Genomic DNA, 16541 nt, shown 5'->3' with positions numbered 1-16541 from the left:
TGGTGGTCCAGACCTATTGACCGGTGGTCCAGACCTTTCTATTCTCACCGCACCACGAGTGGCGTGAGGCTCAGTCACGCCCCCCACAACTCCATCAAGGAGGCGCAGCATGCGCTTCAGACACAGAGCCGCGGCAGGGTTCGCGACCCTGTTGCTCCCCTTCGCCGGCCTCGTCGGCCTGGCGAGCCCGGCCCAGGCAGCCACGTCCGCGACCGCCACCTACGCCAAGACCCAGGACTGGGGCTCCGGCTTCGAGGGCAAGTGGACGGTGAAGAACACCGGCACCACCGCCATCAGCTCCTGGACCGTCGAGTGGGACTTCCCCTCCGGCACGTCCGTCACCTCCGCCTGGGACGCCGACGTCACCTCCTCCGGCACCCACTGGACGGCGAAGAACAAGTCCTGGAACGGCAGCCTCGCCCCCGGCGCCTCCGTCACCTTCGGCTTCAACGGCTCCGGCTCCGGCTCCCCCGCGAACTGCAAGCTCAACGGCGGCAGCTGCGACGGCAGCACCGGCGAGCCCGGGGACAGCGCGCCGAGCGCCCCCGGCACCCCGACCGCCTCCGGCATCACCGACACCTCGGTGAAGCTGACCTGGTCCGCCGCCACCGACGACAAGGGCGTCAAGAACTACGACGTCCTGCGCGACGGCGCCAAGGTCGCCACGGTCACGACGACCTCCTACACGGACACCGGCCTGACCAAGGGCACGGACTACTCCTACTCGATCCAGGCGCGTGACACCGCCGACCAGACCGGCCCGGTCAGCGGCGCCGTACGGGTCCGCACGACCGGTGGCACCACCGAGCCGCCGCCCGGCGACAAGGTCAAGCTCGGCTACTTCACCGAGTGGGGCGTCTACGGCCGCAACTACCACGTCAAGAACCTCGTGACGTCGGGCACCGCGTCGAAGATCACCCACATCAACTACGCGTTCGGCAACGTCAAGAACGGTCAGTGCACCGTCGACGACACCTACGCCGCCTACGACAAGGCGTACACCGCCGACCAGTCCGTCAGCGGCACCGCCGACACCTGGGACCAGCCGCTGCGCGGCAACTTCAACCAGCTGCGCCAGCTGAAGGCCAAGTACCCGCACATCAAGGTGCTGTACTCCTTCGGCGGCTGGACCTACTCCGGCGGCTTCGGCCAGGCCGCGCAGAACGCGGCCGCGTTCGCCAAGTCCTGCAAGGCCGTCGTGGAGGACCCGCGCTGGGCCGACGTCTTCGACGGCATCGACATCGACTGGGAGTACCCGAACGCCTGCGGTCTGACCTGCGACACCTCCGGACCGGCGGCCTTCAAGAACCTCTCCCAGGCCCTGCGCACCGAGTTCGGCCCGAACTACCTGGTCACCGCGGCCATCACCGCCGACGGCTCCTCCGGCGGCAAGATCGACGCGGCCGACTACGGCGGCGCCGCCCAGTACCTCGACTGGTACAACGTGATGACCTACGACTACTTCGGCGCCTGGGACAAGACCGGCCCGACGGCCCCGCACTCCCCGCTGACCTCGTACAGCGGCATTCCGAAGGACGGCTTCAACTCCGCGGCCGCCATCGCCAAGCTCAAGGCCAAGGGCGTCCCGGCGAGCAAGCTCCTGCTCGGCATCGGCTTCTACGGCCGCGGCTGGACCGGTGTCACCCAGGCCGCCCCCGGCGGCACCGCGACCGGCCCCGCGCCCGGCACCTACGAGGCCGGCATCGAGGACTACAAGATCCTCAAGAACTCCTGCCCCGCAACCGGCACCATCGGCGGCACCGCGTACGCCCACTGCGGCAGCAACTGGTGGTCGTACGACACCCCGTCGACCATCGCCTCCAAGATGAGCTGGGCCAAGGGCCAGGGCCTGGGCGGCGCGTTCTTCTGGGAGTTCAGCGGCGACACCGCCAACGGAGAGCTGGCGGCCGCCATCGACAGCGGTCTGAAGTAGGCCGGATCAGAGAGAAGTTCGAAGGGTCATAGACCCTGACCGACACTGACGCTCCCCCGGGATCCCTCCGGGGGAGCGTCACCTTGTCGGTGGGCGCGGCTACGCCACATTCACCCGCTGACCGGGCGGGGCTGCCTCGAGCCACGCGAGGAAACCGGTCAGCGCGTCCTCGCTCATCGCGAGCTCCAGGCGCGTGCCCCGGTGCAGACAGGCCAGGATCACGTGGTCGGAGAGGAGCGCCAGCTCCTCCTCACCCTCCGGGACCCGGCGGCCGACGACCTCGATCGCGGACCGCTCCAGGACGCGGCGGGGGCGCGGCGAGTACGAGAAGACGCGGTACCACTCGACGCGGTCGCCGTTGTACCGCGCCACTCCGTACGCCCAGCCCTTGCCGTTGCTGTCGCCCTCGGTGGGGGCGTCCCAGCGCAGGCTCGCGTCGAAGGTGCCGCCCGAGCGCTGGATCAGCCGGCGGCGCAGACCGAAGACGAACAGGCCCACCACCACGAGGGCCACCACGATTCCGCACACAGTCAGAGCGAGGACCATCGACACCGACCTCCTCGTCTCCTAGGTAACGGAACGTAAAAAACACCCACATCCGCCTCAGCCGCGGCCGGGTCCGGATCTCTCCGGTACCCAGCCGCGGCTGAGTGACGTCATCACACGGCGAGCGCGGTCAGCGCGCCGCCGTCGCAGCCCGCAGACGGACGTCCGCGCGGCGCCGGGCCTCCGCGTCGTCCTCCGCCTTCGCGCGCTCCAGCTCCTGCTCGGCGCGCTGGACGTCGATCTCGTCCGACAGCTCGGCGACTTCGGCCAGCAGGGAGAGCTTGTCGTCCGCGAACGAGATGAATCCGCCGTGGACCGCGGCGACGACCGTCCCGCCCTCGCTCGTGCGGATGGTCACCGGGCCCGACTCCAGCACACCGAGCAGCGGCTGGTGACCGGGCATGACGCCGATGTCGCCGGACGTGGTGCGCGCGACGACCAGGGTGGCCTGGCCGGACCAGACCTCACGGTCGGCCGCGACCAGCGCGACGTGCAGCTCAGCAGCCAAGATGGCTCCTCGGGTCACCACCCGGCGGGAGTGCCGGGTGTGGGTTACAAGTCTAGTAGGCGTGACAGAGGGGGCGGGACGTTCCCCGCCCCCTCCGCCGTGAGCACGAGGCTCACATCGAGCACGAGGCTCAGGAGACGCCGAGCTCCTTCGCGTTCTTCTTCAGGTCCTCGAGACCACCGCACATGAAGAACGCCTGCTCCGGGAAGTGGTCGTACTCGCCGTCGCAGATCGCGTTGAACGCCGCGATCGACTCGTCCAGCGGCACGTCCGAACCGTCCACACCGGTGAACTGCTTGGCGGCGTGGGTGTTCTGGGACAGGAAGCGCTCCACGCGACGGGCACGGTGGACGACGAGCTTGTCCTCCTCGCCGAGCTCGTCGATACCGAGGATCGCGATGATGTCCTGCAGGTCCTTGTACTTCTGCAGGATGTTCTTCACGCGCATCGCGGCGTTGTAGTGGTCCGCCGAGATGTACCGCGGGTCGAGGATGCGGGACGTCGAGTCCAGCGGGTCCACGGCCGGGTAGATGCCCTTCTCGGAGATCGGACGGGACAGCACCGTCGTCGCGTCGAGGTGGGCGAAGGTGGTGGCCGGGGCCGGGTCGGTCAGGTCGTCCGCGGGGACGTAGATCGCCTGCATCGAGGTGATCGAGTGACCACGGGTCGAGGTGATGCGCTCCTGGAGGAGGCCCATCTCGTCGGCCAGGTTCGGCTGGTAGCCCACCGCGGAGGGCATGCGGCCGAGCAGGGTCGACACCTCGGAACCGGCCTGGGTGAAGCGGAAGATGTTGTCGATGAAGAACAGCACGTCCTGCTTCTGGACGTCACGGAAGTACTCCGCCATCGTCAGGCCGGCCAGGGCCACGCGCAGACGGGTGCCCGGGGGCTCGTCCATCTGGCCGAAGACCAGGGCGGTCTTGTCCAGAACGCCGGACTCTTCCATCTCCGCGATGAGGTCGTTGCCCTCACGGGTGCGCTCGCCGACGCCCGCGAAGACGGAGACGCCCTCGTGGAGGTTGGCGACACGCATGATCATTTCCTGGATCAGCACGGTCTTGCCGACACCGGCACCACCGAACAGACCGATCTTGCCGCCCTTGACGTACGGGGTCAGGAGGTCGACGACCTTCAGGCCCGTCTCGAACATCTCGGTCTTCGACTCGAGCTGGTCGAACGCGGGGGCCTTGCGGTGGATGGACCAGCGCTCGCCCGTGTGGACCTCGTCCGTGTTCAGCACCTCACCGAGGGTGTTGAACACCTTGCCCTTGGTGAAGTCGCCGACGGGCACGGTGATGCCCGTACCGGTGTCGGTCACCGGGGCCTGGCGGACCAGACCGTCGGTGGGCTGCATCGAGATGGCGCGGACCAGGCCGTCGCCCAGGTGCTGCGCGACCTCCAGGGTCAGCGTCTTCTTCTCGCCCGCGAGCGCCGGGTCGGCGACCTCGACGTGCAGGGCGTTGTAGATCTCCGGCATCGCGTCGACGGGGAACTCCACGTCGACGACCGGGCCGATGACCCGCGCGACGCGGCCAGTGGCCACGCCAGCAGGAGCGGTCGGCTCAACAGTGGTGGTCATTTGTCAGTCACTCCCCGCGGTCGCGTCGGCCAGGGCACTGGCGCCACCGACGATCTCGCTGATTTCCTGGGTGATTTCGGCCTGGCGGGCCTGGTTGGCAAGCCGGGTGAGCGTCTCGATGAGCTCGCCGGCGTTGTCGGTGGCCGACTTCATCGCGCGCCGCGTGGCGGCGTGCTTGGAGGCGGCCGACTGGAGCAGCGCGTTGTAGATGCGGCTCTCCACGTAGCGCGGCAGCAGGGCGTCCAGGACGTCCTCCGCCGAGGGCTCGAAGTCGAACAGCGGGAGGATCTCGCCCTTGGGCGCGGCCTCCGCCGCCACCTCGTCGAGGCTGAGCGGCAGGAGCCGGTCCTCGATCGCCGTCTGCGTCATCATCGACACGAACTCGGTGTAGACGATGTGGAGCTCGTCCACGCCGCCCTCGGCCGTCTCCGTCTCGATGGCCTCGATCAGCGGGGCCGCGACCTTCTTGGCGTCCGCGTACGACGGCTCGTCGGTGAAGCCCGTGAACGTCTCCGCGATCTTGCGCTCGCGGAAGTTGTAGTGGGCGACACCGCGGCGGCCGACGATGTAGCTGACGACCTCCTTGCCCTCCGACTCCAGCTTCGCCGTGAGCCTTTCCGCCGCCTTGATGGCGTTGGCGTTGAAGGCGCCGGCCAGACCGCGGTCGCTCGTGAGGAGCAGGACCGCGGCACGGGCCGGGTTCTCCGCCTCCGTCGTCAGCGGGTGCTTGGTGTTAGAGCCGGTGGCGACCGCCGTGACCGCGCGGGTGAGCTCGGTCGCGTACGGGGTGGAGGCCGCCACCTTGCGCTGCGCCTTGACGACGCGCGAGGCAGCGATCATCTCCATCGCCTTGGTGATCTTCTTGGTCGCGGAGACGGATCGGATGCGACGCTTGTAGACCCGGAGCTGGGCTCCCATGAGTCAGGTCCCTTCCGTCGTCACTTGCCGGCAGCCGGGGCGTCCTCGCCGAGCAGCTTGCCGTCGGAGGTCTCGAACTGCTTCTTGAACTCCGTGATGGCGTCCGCCACGGCCTGCAGGGTGTCGTCGGACATCTTGCCGCCCTCGCGGATGGAGGTCATCAGACCCTGCTCCTTGCGGTGCAGGTAGTCCAGGAGCTCCGACTCGAAGCGGCGGATGTCGGCGACGGGCACGTCGTCCATCTTGCCGGTGGTGCCGGCCCAGACGGAGACGACCTGGTCCTCGGTGGCCATCGGCTGGTACTGCGGCTGCTTCAGCAGCTCGACCATGCGCTGACCGCGCTCGAGCGAGGCCTTGGAGGCGGCGTCCAGGTCGGAACCGAAGGCGGCGAACGCCTCCAGCTCACGGAACTGGGCCAGGTCCACGCGCAGGCGGCCGGAGACCTGCTTCATCGCCTTGTGCTGCGCGGAACCACCGACTCGGGAGACGGAGATACCGACGTTCAGCGCGGGGCGCTGACCGGCGTTGAACAGGTCCGACTCCAGGAAGCACTGGCCGTCGGTGATGGAGATGACGTTGGTCGGGATGAACGCCGAGACGTCGTTGGCCTTGGTCTCGACGATCGGCAGACCGGTCATCGAACCCGCGCCCATCTCGTCGGAGAGCTTGGCGCAGCGCTCCAGCAGACGGGAGTGCAGGTAGAAGACGTCACCCGGGTAGGCCTCACGGCCCGGCGGGCGGCGCAGCAGCAGCGACACGGCGCGGTAGGCGTCGGCCTGCTTCGACAGGTCGTCGAAGATGATCAGGACGTGCTTGCCCTGGTACATCCAGTGCTGGCCGATGGCCGAACCGGTGTACGGCGCCAGGTACTTGAAGCCGGCCGGGTCGGACGCCGGGGCGGCGACGATGGTCGTGTACTCCAGCGCGCCGGCCTCCTCCAGAGCGCCGCGCACGCCGGCGATGGTGGAGCCCTTCTGGCCGATGGCGACGTAGATGCAGCGGACCTGCTTGTTCGGGTCGCCGGTACGCCAGTTGTCGCGCTGGTTGATGATGGTGTCGACGGCCAGGGCGGTCTTGCCGGTCTGGCGGTCGCCGATGATCAGCTGACGCTGACCGCGGCCGACGGGGGTCATCGCGTCGACGGCCTTGTAGCCCGTCTCCATCGGCTCGTGCACCGACTTGCGCTGCATGACCGTGGGGGCCTGCAGCTCGAGGGCGCGGCGGCCTTCGGACTCGATCTCGCCGAGGCCGTCGATCGGGTTGCCGAGGGGGTCGACCACGCGGCCGAGGTAGCCCTCGCCCACCGCGACGGAGAGAACCTCACCGGTGCGGGAGACCGGCTGACCCTCCTCGATGCCGCTGAACTCACCGAGGACGATGGCACCGATCTCGCGCTCCTCGAGGTTGAGGGCGAGGCCGAGGGTGCCGTCCTCGAACTTCAGCAGCTCGTTGGCCATGGTCGAGGGCAGGCCCTCGACCTTCGCGATGCCGTCGCCGGCAAAGGTGACCGTACCGACCTCCTCGCGCGAGGCCGCGTCCGGCTTGTACGCCTGGACGAAGTTCTCCAGCGCGTCCCGGATCTCCTCCGGCCGGATCGTGAGCTCCGCCATCTGGGTTCCCTGCTCTCCTTGTTGGGCCCGAAGTTTCTTAGGGGGTCTGGGGGCGACCCCCAGGATTCTTCTGCACGGCCCAACCAGGGCCGTCGTAAGTACGTTGTGCCTATTGAGTTGCTGCTCAGCCGGCAAGCCGGCGGCTGGCGTCCTCGATGCGGTCCGCGAGGGAGCCGTTGATCACCTCGTCGCCGACCTGCACCCGGATCCCGCCGAGGACCTCGGGGTCCACGTCCAGGTTGAGGTGCATCTGGCGGCCGTAGAGCTTCGCGAGGGCGGCACCCAGGCGCTGCTTCTGCGGGTCGCTCAGCGGAACCGCCGAGGTCACGATGGCGACCATGCGGTCCCGGCGTCCGGCGGCGAGCTTGGACAGGGACTCGAGTCCCGTCTCCAGGCTACGTCCACGCGGCACGGTCACGAGGCGCGTGACCAGACGCTCGGTGGCCGACTGCGCACGGCCGCCGAGGAGGCTGCGCAGCAGCTCGCTCTTGGCCGAGGTGGTGGCCTTGCGGTCGGTCAGCGCGGCGCGCAGCTCGGTGCTGCCGGAGACGATCCGGCCGAACCGGAACAGCTCGTCCTCGACGTCGTCGAGCTTGCCGGCCTGCTGGGCGGCGGTGAGGTCGGCGGTGTTGGCCAGTTCCTCCAGCGCGTCCACCAGGTCGCGCGAACGCGACCAGCGCGAGCGCACCATGCCGGCCACCAGGTCGGCGGCCGGGCCGCTGACCTGGGTGCCGAGCAGGCGCTGGGCCAGCTCGGCCTTGGCCTGACCGTCCTGCGCCGGGTCGGTCAGGACCCGACGCAGCGACACCTCGCGGTCGAGCAGCGCGGTGACGGCGGCCAGCTCGTCGGCGAGCGAGCCCGCGTTCACGGACGTGGAGTCCGTCAGCGCGTCGAGACGCTCTCGTGCGGCTGCCAGGGCCTCGCGGCTCGCTCCGTTCATCGCCCTGCCTCGGCCTTCTCCTCGAGCTCGTCGAGGAACCGGTCGATGACGCGGCTCTGCCGGGCGTGGTCCTCGAGGGACTCGCCGACGAGCTTGCCGGCCAGGTCGGTGGCGAGCTTGCCGACGTCCTGGCGCAGCGCGGACGCGGCGGCCTTGCGGTCGGCCTCGATCTGGGCGTGACCGGCGGCGACGATCTCCTCGCGCTGCCGCTGGCCCTCGGCCCGCATCTCGGCGATGAGGGTGGCACCCTGCTCCTGCGCCTCCTGGCGCAGACGCGCGGCCTCGTGCCGGGCCTCGGCGAGCTGTGCCTTGTACTGCTCAAGGACGCTCTGGGCCTCGGTCTGGGCGGCCTCGGCCTTCTCGATACCGCCCTCGATGGCCTCACGCCGCTCGTCCAGAACCTTGTTGATGTTCGGGAGGAGCTTCTTGGCGAGGAAGCCGAAGACGATGACGAAGGCGAGCAGGCCGATGACAAGCTCAGGGATCGGCGGGATGAGGGGGTTCTCTCCCTCACTCGCCGCAATGAGCAGCTGGCTCATGTGAGTGCCTTTCGTCTAGTCGGCTGGACTGGTGTCGGTGATCAGTAGCCGTAGACGAACGGCATGACCAGACCGATCAGGGCGAGCGCCTCACAGAAGGCGAAGCCGAGGATCTGGTTGGCACGGATCAGGCCGGCAGCCTCGGGCTGGCGGGCGAGAGCCTGGGTGCCGTTACCGAAGATGATGCCGACGCCGACGCCCGGGCCGATCGCGGCGAGGCCGTAACCGATGGAGCCGAGGGAGCCTTCGACAGCAGCAAGGGTCTGGGACATGCCAGTTCTTCCTTTTCTTTACGGACCGGTGGGGGTTGGCCACCGGACGATTGGGGGTCGGTGGTGCGCCTGATCAGTGGTGCTCGGCGAGAGCGCCCTGAATGTAGGTGCAGGTCAGCAGGACGAACACGTAGGCCTGCAGCGCCTGGATGAACAGCTCGAAGGCGGTCATCACGACGACCATCACGAACGAGACACCCGCGTAGGCGATACCGATGCCGTTCAGCATGTACCAGCTGGCGATGGTGAACAGCAGCAGCAGGGTGTGCCCGGCGAACATGTTCGCGAAGAGTCGCACGGCGTGCGTGAACGGCCGGATCAGCAGGTTCGAGAAGAGCTCGATCAGCATGGCCAGCGGCAGCACCGGGCCGAGCGACTTGTCGTAGCCGGTGACGTTCTTCCAGAAGCCGACGAAGCCCTGTCGCTTGAAGGTCAGCGTGACCCACACGATGTAGACCAGCAGGGCCAGGACCAGCGGGTACGAGATGATCGAGGTGACCGGGAACTGGGCGACCGGGATGATCGACCAGAGGTTCATCATCCAGACGAAGAAGAACAGCGAGACGACCAGCGGGACGTACTTCTCGCCTTCCTTCTTGCCGATGGTCTCGTAGACCACTCCGCGGCGGATGAAGTCGTAGCCCGCCTCGGCGACCATCTGGAGCTTGCCGGGGACGACCTGCGGCTTGCGGAAGGCCGCCCAGAAGAAGCCGACGATGATGATCGAGCCGAGCAGCGCCAGCAGCATCGTCTTGTTGAAGTACACGTTGCTGTCGCCGTCGCCCCACAGGGGCTGGAACAGGAACGAGTGCAGGCCCGGGGACACATCGGCGAAACCACACCCGTCGAAGAGGTGGCAGTTGGTGTCGAAGGCGAGCACCTGCGTCGGGTCAGCACTCACCGCGGGCTCCTTCAGCGTGGCGCATAGGTACGGCAACCTCGTTGTGTCGGCGCGGCGCAGGGCCGCGGTTCGGCACGGGACTGGTGTTACGGATGTGGGGGCGGCAGTGGGGCATCTCGCCTCGCGATAGAGCAGGCGTCAGCTCGGATGCCCGCGCCCGCGATGCCGCAGTTGGCACCGGACGATAGCAGGAGATCTCACGCCTCTTTATCCCGGCCCTACCCCTCACGAGGAGTGCTCCGACTTTTCGGGCTTGGTGCCCGTCGTCGAATCGGGCTCCACGTAAAGGATCTTGGCCTTCATGTGGGCACGCGTCTGCGCGGCGATCCACGCGAGGGTGCCCGCGACGAGCGTGATGGCGAAGGCCCTCGGGTTGAACAGCGTCGTGTTCTTGAAGGCGGCCATGAAGATGAACAGCAGCAGGATCTGCGCGGCGTAGAGCATCAGGCCCATCGCCTGGAAAAGATGCGGAAGCGATTTGGCGGTGCGCTGCAGAACGTAGAGACCGATCCCCATGAAGAGGATCACCACGAAGGTGGCGACGACCGCCCCGATCGCGCCCTTGCCGCCGGCGACCACACCACTGATGACGGCGGCGACAGCACCGACAGCAGCCGTGGGCACGGCAGCCTGGGCCAGGATCCGGACGTCATTGGACGGCATGGCGGCAACTCCGCTTTCGCAGGGGGCAGGGGTGTCGTCATGGACGAGCGTAGTCCCGGGCTGAGTGGAGACCTCACGCCGGTGGACCGTCGCACTACGGTCCTTCGGCTCTATCCGGGGGGTTCTCGTGAACCGTATCACAAACTATTTGATGCAGTCTTTACCTGAAGGTGTGCGTACCGTCACACATGAGAGTGAACACGCGCGTCTGAGCGTGAACAGCGCCGACATGTCTGGTATTGGGACGCTTTGCACCCCCATCACCATCCCACGACTTGGCAATGCTCTAGTCAGATTCTTACCTGCGCCGTGAAGCGTGCCTCATGCGCTCCCCAGACGACCGCGCCCCAGCGGGACAAGTGTCCCACTGGGGCGCGGCGTCAGCCGAGGCGCTTTACGACCCCGGCCTCCTTCTCGGGTTCAGCAAGCGATGTTCTTGATGCCGCTCGCCTTGGTCCAGGCGATCCCGCCGTAGCTGAAGCTGTCCGTCTTGTTGGCGCCGATGGAGAACTCCGGATCCCGGCTCGCTGCCACGGTCACACTGAAGCAGGCTTTGCGGCCACAGGTGTTCTTCACCTTGACGTAGCGGTTGAAGTCCTTGTTGTAGCGGTCGAGCAGCTTCACGCAGCTGGCCTGAGCGGCACGCGCATCCTGCGCGACCTGCGGAGCAGCCACCGCCTGGGTCGAACCCACAAGGCCGAGCGAGCCACTCAAGGCCACCGTCGCCAAGATCCCGCTGACGAACTTACGCATGTTCCCTCCGTTTTCTCTGTTCGCAGGCGACATCGCGTGCTCTGGTCATGAACACGTCGCCTGGACAGAGACCCTAGATCACCCTATTGGAGGACGCAAAAGCATAAGCCCAGCACAGCGCCATGATCACGCCTGGAATGACTCATTCCAGGCTTGTTTGTTCACTGGTCCCTGGAAGCAAGGCGTTCACTTCCGGGAAGGATGCGCGTGACCGCAGGCCTCAGGGGCGCCGCATCGATCGGCTTCAGGAATGACAGCAGGAACGTTTCAGCCAAACCCCGGCGGTGCGAAGGCACCGCCTGCAGGCCTGCGCTACGGGCGACCACTTCGCCGGGCGGTTGAGGACCGGCCCACGAGGTCGGGATCGTCGGTGTCGCCGAGGAGACGCGAACGGGCACCCAGGGCCGTTGCGCCGTTGGCGCCGGCCACTCCCGAGCCGACCGGTGTGCGGTCCGCCGGGTCCGTGAGGGCCGGCTCGTCCGTCGCCGGCGCCGGTGACGCGCCACCGTGCGCGACCACCGCCACCACCCCGCGACGCCGGTAGCGCGGCGGCACGAACCGCTCCATCCAGCGCGGCGTGCGCGGCGTGAACCGCGGCAGCAGGAGCAGGATCAGCCCGATCGCGCTGAGGAAGACCACACCCAGCACGATCCACATGGACGCCGAGTTGACCGAGTAGGCCAGTGCCCCGAAGGCGATCAGCGCGGACCAGAAGTACATGATCAGCACCGCCCGGCTGTGCGAGTGCCCGATCTCCAGCAGCCGGTGGTGCAGGTGCCCGCGGTCGGCGGCGAACGGGGACTGACCCCGCCAGGTCCGGCGCACGATCGCCAGGATCAGGTCCGCGGCCGGCACCGCGATGATCGTCAGCGGCAGCAGCAGCGGGATGTAGACGGGGACCGTCTGGTGCACGGCCTCCTTCTCGGATCCCGCGTACAGGTTCAGCGCGTCCGGGTCGACCTGCCCCGTGATGGAGATCGCACCGGCGGCCAGGACCAGGCCGATCAGCATGGAGCCCGAGTCGCCCATGAAGATCCGCGCCGGGTGCATGTTGTGCGGCAGGAAGCCCAGGCACATGCCCATCAGGATCGCCGAGAACAGCGTGGCCGGGGCGGCGGCCTCGATGCCGTACGAGTACCAGATGCGGTAGGCATACAGGAAGAACGCCGTGGCCGCGATGCAGACCATGCCGGCCGCGAGGCCGTCCAGGCCGTCGACGAAGTTGACCGCGTTGATCGTGATGACGACCAGGGCGACCGTGAGCAGCGTGCCCTGCCACTGGGTGAGCGCGACCGAGCCGACGCCCGGGATCGGCAGCCACAGGATGGTCAGACCCTGCACGACCATCACGCCCGCGGCGATCATCTGGCCGCCCAGCTTGATCAGGGCGTCGATCTCGAACTTGTCGTCCAGCACGCCGATCAGCCAGATCAGGGCCGCACCGGACAGCAGGGCCCGGGGTTCGTTCGACGTCTCGAAGACCTGGTTGAGGTTGGTCAGGTGGTCGGCGACCAGCAGGCCCGCGCACAGCCCGAAGAACATCGCGATCCCGCCGAGCCGCGGCGTGGGTTCCCGGTGCACGTCACGTGCCCGGATCTCCGGCATCGCGCCCGCCACGATCGCGAACTTCCGCACCGGCCCTGTGAGCAGGTACGTCACCGCGGCCGTGATGCAGAGCGTCAGCAGGTATTCACGCACGGGCTTCCCCACAGGTCTCGCTGGCCATCTCAGCCCCACACCCTAGCGATGCGCGCATATGAGTGGGGACTTCCGGGTAGCGACGATGGTTGCACGATCGGCTGTGCGTCCTGGTCCGCCTGCCCCGGCTCAGTAGGGATACGGCGGGAATGCCCCGGCCAGTTCCCGCACTTCTTCACGGGCCGTCGAGGGATCCGTCACGTTCCTCAGCACCGACGCCAGCAGCTGCGCGATCCGCGCCATCTCCGTCTCGCCCATGCCCTGCGTGGTGACGGCGGCGGTGCCCAGGCGCAGCCCCCGGGCGTCGCCGTGCGGCAGCGCGCAGCAGTCCAGGACCAGTCCGGCCGCGGCCAGGCGGCCCCGGGCGGCCCGGCCGTCGACGCCGAGCGGGGCCGGGTCGGCGGTGATGAGGTGGGTGTCCGTGCCGCCCGTGGTGACCGCCAGGCCCTCGGCGGCCAGCCGGGCCGCCAGGACCCGCGCGTTCGCCACCACCTGATGGGCGTACGCGGAGAACGCCGGGGTTGCCGCCTCCCCGAAGGCGACGGCCTTGGCGGCGACCGTGTGCATCTGGGCGCCCCCCTGGGTGAAGGGGAACACGGCCCGGTCGACCCGCTCGGCCAGTTCCGCCCGGCACAGGATCAGCCCGCCGCGCGGACCGCGCAGCACCTTGTGCGTGGTCCCGCACACCACGTCCGCGTACGGCACCGGGTTCGGCGCCGCTCCCCCGGCCACCAGCCCGAGCGGGTGCGCGGCGTCCGCGATGAGGTAGGCGCCCACCTCGTCGGCGACCTCGCGGAAGAAGGCGTGGTCGAAGTGGCGGGGGTAGGCGATGGAGCCGCAGACGATCGCCTTGGGCCGGCGCGTGCGGGCCAGGGTGCGCACCTGCTCGTGGTCGACGAGCCCGGAGTCGGCTTCCAGGCCGTAGCCGACGAAGTCGAACCAGCGGCCCGAGAAGTTGGCGGGCGAGCCGTGCGTGAGATGGCCGCCGTGCGGCAGGCCGAGGGCCAGGACGGTGTCCCCGGGGCGCAGCAGGGCCGCGTAGGCGGCCAGGACGGCCGACGAGCCGGAGTGGGGCTGGACGTTGGCGTGGTCGGCGCCGAACAGGGCCCGGGCCCGTTCGGCGGCGAGGCGCTCGGCGGCGTCGGCGATCTCGCAGCCGCCGTGGTGGCGCGCGCCCGGGTAGCCCTCGGCGTACTTGTTGGCCAGCGGCGAGCCGAGGGCGGCCAGCACGGCCGGTGAGCTGAAGTTCTCCGCGGCGATCAGCTGCAACGTGGTCGCCTGCCGCTCGCGCTCGGCGAGCAGGAGGTCGGCGAGCTCGGGGTCCTGACGGCGCAGGACGTCGGCCTCGATGGCAGGGGTGACCGTCATGGTGGGCTCCGGGCGGCGTCGACGGTGACGTACGTCCAATGTAGGCCCGGGGCCCCCGGGGCGCTCGGCCGCTACGTCCGTGCGGGAACCCCGGTGAGCGCCGTGACGACCGGGTCGAGCGCCTGGTGTATCTCGTCGCCGATGGAGCGGAAGAACGTCAGCGGCGCCCCGTACGGGTCGTAGACCTCGTCCGCCTCGGCGTCCGGGGCCAGGAGCCAGCCGCGCAGCGCGGCCGCGGCGCGCACCAGGGCACGCGCGCGGGTGACCACGCCCTCCTCCAGCGGGGGCAGGGTCGCCGGGTCGATGGCCTTCACCAGGCGGGTGAACTCCTTGAGCGTGAAGGTGCGCAGGCCCGCCGAGTGGCCCATGGAGATGACCTGGGCGCGGTGGTCCCGGGTGGCGGTCAGCACCAGGTCGGCGCGGATCACGTGCTCGTCGAGGAGCTCGCGCCCGGTGAAGCCGGAGGCGTCCGCGCCGAAGTCGGCGAGGACGGTCTCGGCGTGGGCCTCCATGGGCGCGCCCTCGTGGCCCCAGGTGCCGGCGCTCTCCACGATGAGCCCGCCGCCGAGCACACCCAGCCGCTCCGTGACGAAATGGCGGGTCAGCCGCTCGGTGATGGGTGAGCGGCACACGTTTCCGGTGCTGACGTGAAGGATGCGGAAGCTGTCGCGCGGAAGTCCCACGAAGGTCGTCGTGATCTCCGCCGCGCTTTCCCCGTTGCCTATGCCGCGCCCCGTTCCGGGGGACGTCAATTCGCCACCTCGAGGTCGGGTACGACCTTGCGCAGCTCGTCCGCCGAGAGGGCGCCGGCGCGCAGCAGCAGCGGGACCTCGCGGGTGACGTCGACGATGGACGACGGGACGTTGCCGGGGGTCGGGCCGCCGTCGAGGTAGACGGAGACGGAGTCGCCGAGCATCTGCTGCGCGGCGTCGCAGTCCTCCGGCGCCGGGTGGCCGGTGAGGTTCGCCGAGGACACCGCCATGGGGCCGACCTCGGTGAGCAGCTCGATGGCGACCGGGTGCAGCGGCATGCGCACGGCGACGGTGCCCCGGGTGTCCCCGAGGTCCCACTGCAGCGACGGCTGGTGCCGGGCGACCAGCGTCAGGGCGCCGGGCCAGAAGGCGTCGACCAGCTCCCAGGCCAGCTCGGAGAAGTCGGTGACGAGGCCGTGCAGGGTGTTCGGGGAGCCGATGAGGACGGGCGTGGGCATGTTGCGGCCCCGGCCCTTGGCCTCCAGCAGGTCGGCGACCGCCTCCGCGGAGAACGCGTCCGCGCCGATGCCGTACACGGTGTCCGTCGGCAGCACCACGAGCTCGCCTCGGCGGACGGCGGACGCTGCCTCGCGCAGACCGGTCACACGGTCGGTCGCGTCGTTGGTGTCGTATCGCCGTGCCATCTTCAGCTGGCCTCCTCGTACACGTACTGCTGGGTCGAAGTTCGCGGGGACCGCGCCGGGCTCACGGCAGTGCCTTGCGGGCCGTGGCGAAGCGCGGGCGGTTGTTCAGGTCCGGGTGGTCGGCGGCGTCGGTCCAGCCGCGGTCCTCGGCGAAGATCCACGGCACCTGGCCGCCCTGGGTGTCGGCGTGCTCCACGACGACGACGCCGCCGGGGCGCAGCAGCCGGTGCGCGGTGCGCTCCAGGCCCCGGATGAGGTCCAGGCCGTCCTCGCCGGAGAACAGGGCCATGTCGGGGTCGTAGTCGCGCGCCTCGGGAGCCACGTACTCCCACTCGGTGAGCGGGATGTACGGCGGGTTGGTGATGACCAGGTCGACCTGGCCGTCGAGGTCCGGGAAGGCCGTCAGGGCGTTGCCCTGGCGCAGGTCGACCCTGGACCCCTCGACGTTCTTGCGCGTCCACTGCAGGGCGTCCTCGGACAGCTCGACGGCGTGCACGCGCGAGCGCGGGACCTCCTGGGCGAGGGCGAGCGCGATGGCGCCCGAGCCGGTGCACAGGTCGACGATGCACGGCTCGACGACGTCCATGGCGCGTACGGCGTCTATGGCCCAGCCGACCACCGACTCCGTCTCGGGCCGGGGCACGAACACCCCGGGCCCCACCTGGAGTTCCAGGTAGCGGAAGTAGGCGCGCCCGGTGATGTGCTGGAGGGGTTCGCGCGCCTCGCGGCGGGCGATGACCTCCCAGTAGCGGGCGTCGAAGTCGGAGTCCTTGACGGAGTGCAGCTCGCCGCGCTTGACGCCGTGCACGAACGCGGCGAGCTCCTCCGCGTCGGTGCGCGGCGAGGGCACGCCGGCGTCGGCGAGCCGCTGGGTGGCCTGGGCCACCTCCGCGAGCAGCAGGTTCACGCAAGTCCTC

At 69.2% G+C, this 16541-nt stretch carries 17 protein-coding genes; 1 reads left to right on the top strand and 16 read right to left on the bottom strand.

What is annotated here, in order from left to right; all coding sequences use genetic code 11:
* Positions 1-109: 109 nt before the first annotated feature.
* Positions 110-1933, top strand: a complete 1824-nt coding sequence (locus ACFYWG_RS19435) for a glycosyl hydrolase family 18 protein (protein WP_383500140.1) — start codon at positions 110-112, stop codon at positions 1931-1933.
* Positions 1934-2032: 99 nt separating this feature from the next.
* Here ACFYWG_RS19435 and ACFYWG_RS19430 read toward each other — a convergent pair whose 3' ends face one another.
* From ACFYWG_RS19430 to prmC, 16 genes are all read right to left on the bottom strand, one after another.
* Positions 2033-2479 carry a DUF2550 domain-containing protein gene (locus tag ACFYWG_RS19430; protein ID WP_389202442.1) on the bottom strand — a complete coding sequence of 149 codons (447 nt, stop codon included), beginning with the start codon at positions 2477-2479 and terminating at the stop codon, positions 2033-2035.
* Between the two features lie 130 nt (positions 2480-2609).
* Positions 2610-2987: a F0F1 ATP synthase subunit epsilon gene (locus ACFYWG_RS19425; RefSeq protein ID WP_102908178.1), complete on the bottom strand. Its 378-nt coding sequence runs from the start codon at positions 2985-2987 to the stop codon at positions 2610-2612.
* A 130-nt stretch (positions 2988-3117) separates the two neighbouring features.
* Entirely contained in the window at positions 3118-4566 is a 1449-nt protein-coding gene (gene atpD / locus ACFYWG_RS19420) for a F0F1 ATP synthase subunit beta (RefSeq protein WP_376328526.1), read from the bottom strand.
* A 3-nt stretch (positions 4567-4569) separates the two neighbouring features.
* Positions 4570-5484, bottom strand: a complete 915-nt coding sequence (locus ACFYWG_RS19415; RefSeq protein ID WP_376328528.1) for a F0F1 ATP synthase subunit gamma — start codon at positions 5482-5484, stop codon at positions 4570-4572.
* A gap of 20 nt (positions 5485-5504) precedes the next feature.
* A complete protein-coding gene (gene atpA / locus ACFYWG_RS19410; protein WP_376328531.1) occupies positions 5505-7094 on the bottom strand; it encodes a F0F1 ATP synthase subunit alpha in 1590 nt (529 codons plus the stop codon).
* Positions 7095-7218: 124 nt separating this feature from the next.
* Positions 7219-8034, bottom strand: a complete 816-nt coding sequence (locus ACFYWG_RS19405) for a F0F1 ATP synthase subunit delta (RefSeq protein WP_376328534.1) — start codon at positions 8032-8034, stop codon at positions 7219-7221.
* Positions 8031-8573 (bottom strand): F0F1 ATP synthase subunit B, encoded by a 543-nt coding sequence (locus ACFYWG_RS19400; RefSeq protein ID WP_389202438.1) that lies wholly within the window; start codon positions 8571-8573, stop codon positions 8031-8033. Before ACFYWG_RS19400 ends, ACFYWG_RS19405 begins: the two co-directional genes overlap by 4 nt.
* A gap of 41 nt (positions 8574-8614) precedes the next feature.
* Positions 8615-8845 (bottom strand): ATP synthase F0 subunit C, encoded by a 231-nt coding sequence (atpE, locus tag ACFYWG_RS19395; protein WP_009321656.1) that lies wholly within the window; start codon positions 8843-8845, stop codon positions 8615-8617.
* Positions 8846-8918: 73 nt separating this feature from the next.
* Positions 8919-9746, bottom strand: coding sequence for a F0F1 ATP synthase subunit A (atpB, locus tag ACFYWG_RS19390; RefSeq protein WP_389202436.1), 828 nt, complete (start codon positions 9744-9746; stop codon positions 8919-8921).
* 225 nt (positions 9747-9971) lie between these two features.
* Positions 9972-10409: a hypothetical protein gene (locus tag ACFYWG_RS19385; protein WP_389202434.1), complete on the bottom strand. Its 438-nt coding sequence runs from the start codon at positions 10407-10409 to the stop codon at positions 9972-9974.
* 420 nt (positions 10410-10829) lie between these two features.
* Positions 10830-11162, bottom strand: a complete 333-nt coding sequence (locus ACFYWG_RS19380; RefSeq protein WP_389202432.1) for a hypothetical protein — start codon at positions 11160-11162, stop codon at positions 10830-10832.
* 312 nt (positions 11163-11474) lie between these two features.
* Positions 11475-12860: an MraY family glycosyltransferase gene (locus ACFYWG_RS19375; RefSeq protein ID WP_389202430.1), complete on the bottom strand. Its 1386-nt coding sequence runs from the start codon at positions 12858-12860 to the stop codon at positions 11475-11477.
* A gap of 129 nt (positions 12861-12989) precedes the next feature.
* Entirely contained in the window at positions 12990-14228 is a 1239-nt protein-coding gene (gene glyA, locus ACFYWG_RS19370) for a serine hydroxymethyltransferase (protein WP_389202428.1), read from the bottom strand.
* Positions 14229-14299: 71 nt separating this feature from the next.
* Complete coding sequence (locus ACFYWG_RS19365) at positions 14300-14980, bottom strand: protein-tyrosine-phosphatase (protein WP_376328545.1); 681 nt, start codon at positions 14978-14980, stop codon at positions 14300-14302.
* Positions 14977-15624 carry an L-threonylcarbamoyladenylate synthase gene (locus tag ACFYWG_RS19360; protein WP_383500125.1) on the bottom strand — a complete coding sequence of 216 codons (648 nt, stop codon included), beginning with the start codon at positions 15622-15624 and terminating at the stop codon, positions 14977-14979. Before ACFYWG_RS19360 ends, ACFYWG_RS19365 begins: the two co-directional genes overlap by 4 nt.
* Before the next feature lie 61 nt (positions 15625-15685).
* Positions 15686-16531: a peptide chain release factor N(5)-glutamine methyltransferase gene (gene prmC, locus ACFYWG_RS19355; RefSeq protein WP_376328549.1), complete on the bottom strand. Its 846-nt coding sequence runs from the start codon at positions 16529-16531 to the stop codon at positions 15686-15688.
* Between the last annotated feature and the right edge of the window lie 10 nt (positions 16532-16541).

This window comes from Streptomyces sp. NPDC003456 (assembly GCF_042878735.1).
Lineage (GTDB): Bacteria > Actinomycetota > Actinomycetes > Streptomycetales > Streptomycetaceae > Streptomyces.
The sequence above is the reverse complement of the archived record's forward strand: the minus strand, read 5'-3'. Positions and strand labels throughout refer to the sequence as shown.

What these genes read in the sequence shown, in the direction of transcription:
- ACFYWG_RS19435 (WP_383500140.1), top strand. Translation starts at nt 110, where the DNA reads ATGCGCTTCAGACACAGAGCCGCGGCAGGGTTCGCGACCCTGTTGCTC.
- ACFYWG_RS19430 (WP_389202442.1), bottom strand. Translation starts at nt 2,479, where the DNA reads ATGGTCCTCGCTCTGACTGTGTGCGGAATCGTGGTGGCCCTCGTGGTG.
- atpD (WP_376328526.1), bottom strand. Translation starts at nt 4,566, where the DNA reads ATGACCACCACTGTTGAGCCGACCGCTCCTGCTGGCGTGGCCACTGGC.
- ACFYWG_RS19415 (WP_376328528.1), bottom strand. Translation starts at nt 5,484, where the DNA reads ATGGGAGCCCAGCTCCGGGTCTACAAGCGTCGCATCCGATCCGTCTCC.
- atpA (WP_376328531.1), bottom strand. Translation starts at nt 7,094, where the DNA reads ATGGCGGAGCTCACGATCCGGCCGGAGGAGATCCGGGACGCGCTGGAG.
- ACFYWG_RS19405 (WP_376328534.1), bottom strand. Translation starts at nt 8,034, where the DNA reads ATGAACGGAGCGAGCCGCGAGGCCCTGGCAGCCGCACGAGAGCGTCTC.
- ACFYWG_RS19400 (WP_389202438.1), bottom strand. Translation starts at nt 8,573, where the DNA reads ATGAGCCAGCTGCTCATTGCGGCGAGTGAGGGAGAGAACCCCCTCATC.
- atpE (WP_009321656.1), bottom strand. Translation starts at nt 8,845, where the DNA reads ATGTCCCAGACCCTTGCTGCTGTCGAAGGCTCCCTCGGCTCCATCGGT.
- ACFYWG_RS19385 (WP_389202434.1), bottom strand. Translation starts at nt 10,409, where the DNA reads ATGCCGTCCAATGACGTCCGGATCCTGGCCCAGGCTGCCGTGCCCACG.
- ACFYWG_RS19380 (WP_389202432.1), bottom strand. Translation starts at nt 11,162, where the DNA reads ATGCGTAAGTTCGTCAGCGGGATCTTGGCGACGGTGGCCTTGAGTGGC.
- glyA (WP_389202428.1), bottom strand. Translation starts at nt 14,228, where the DNA reads ATGACGGTCACCCCTGCCATCGAGGCCGACGTCCTGCGCCGTCAGGAC.
- ACFYWG_RS19360 (WP_383500125.1), bottom strand. Translation starts at nt 15,624, where the DNA reads ATGGCACGGCGATACGACACCAACGACGCGACCGACCGTGTGACCGGT.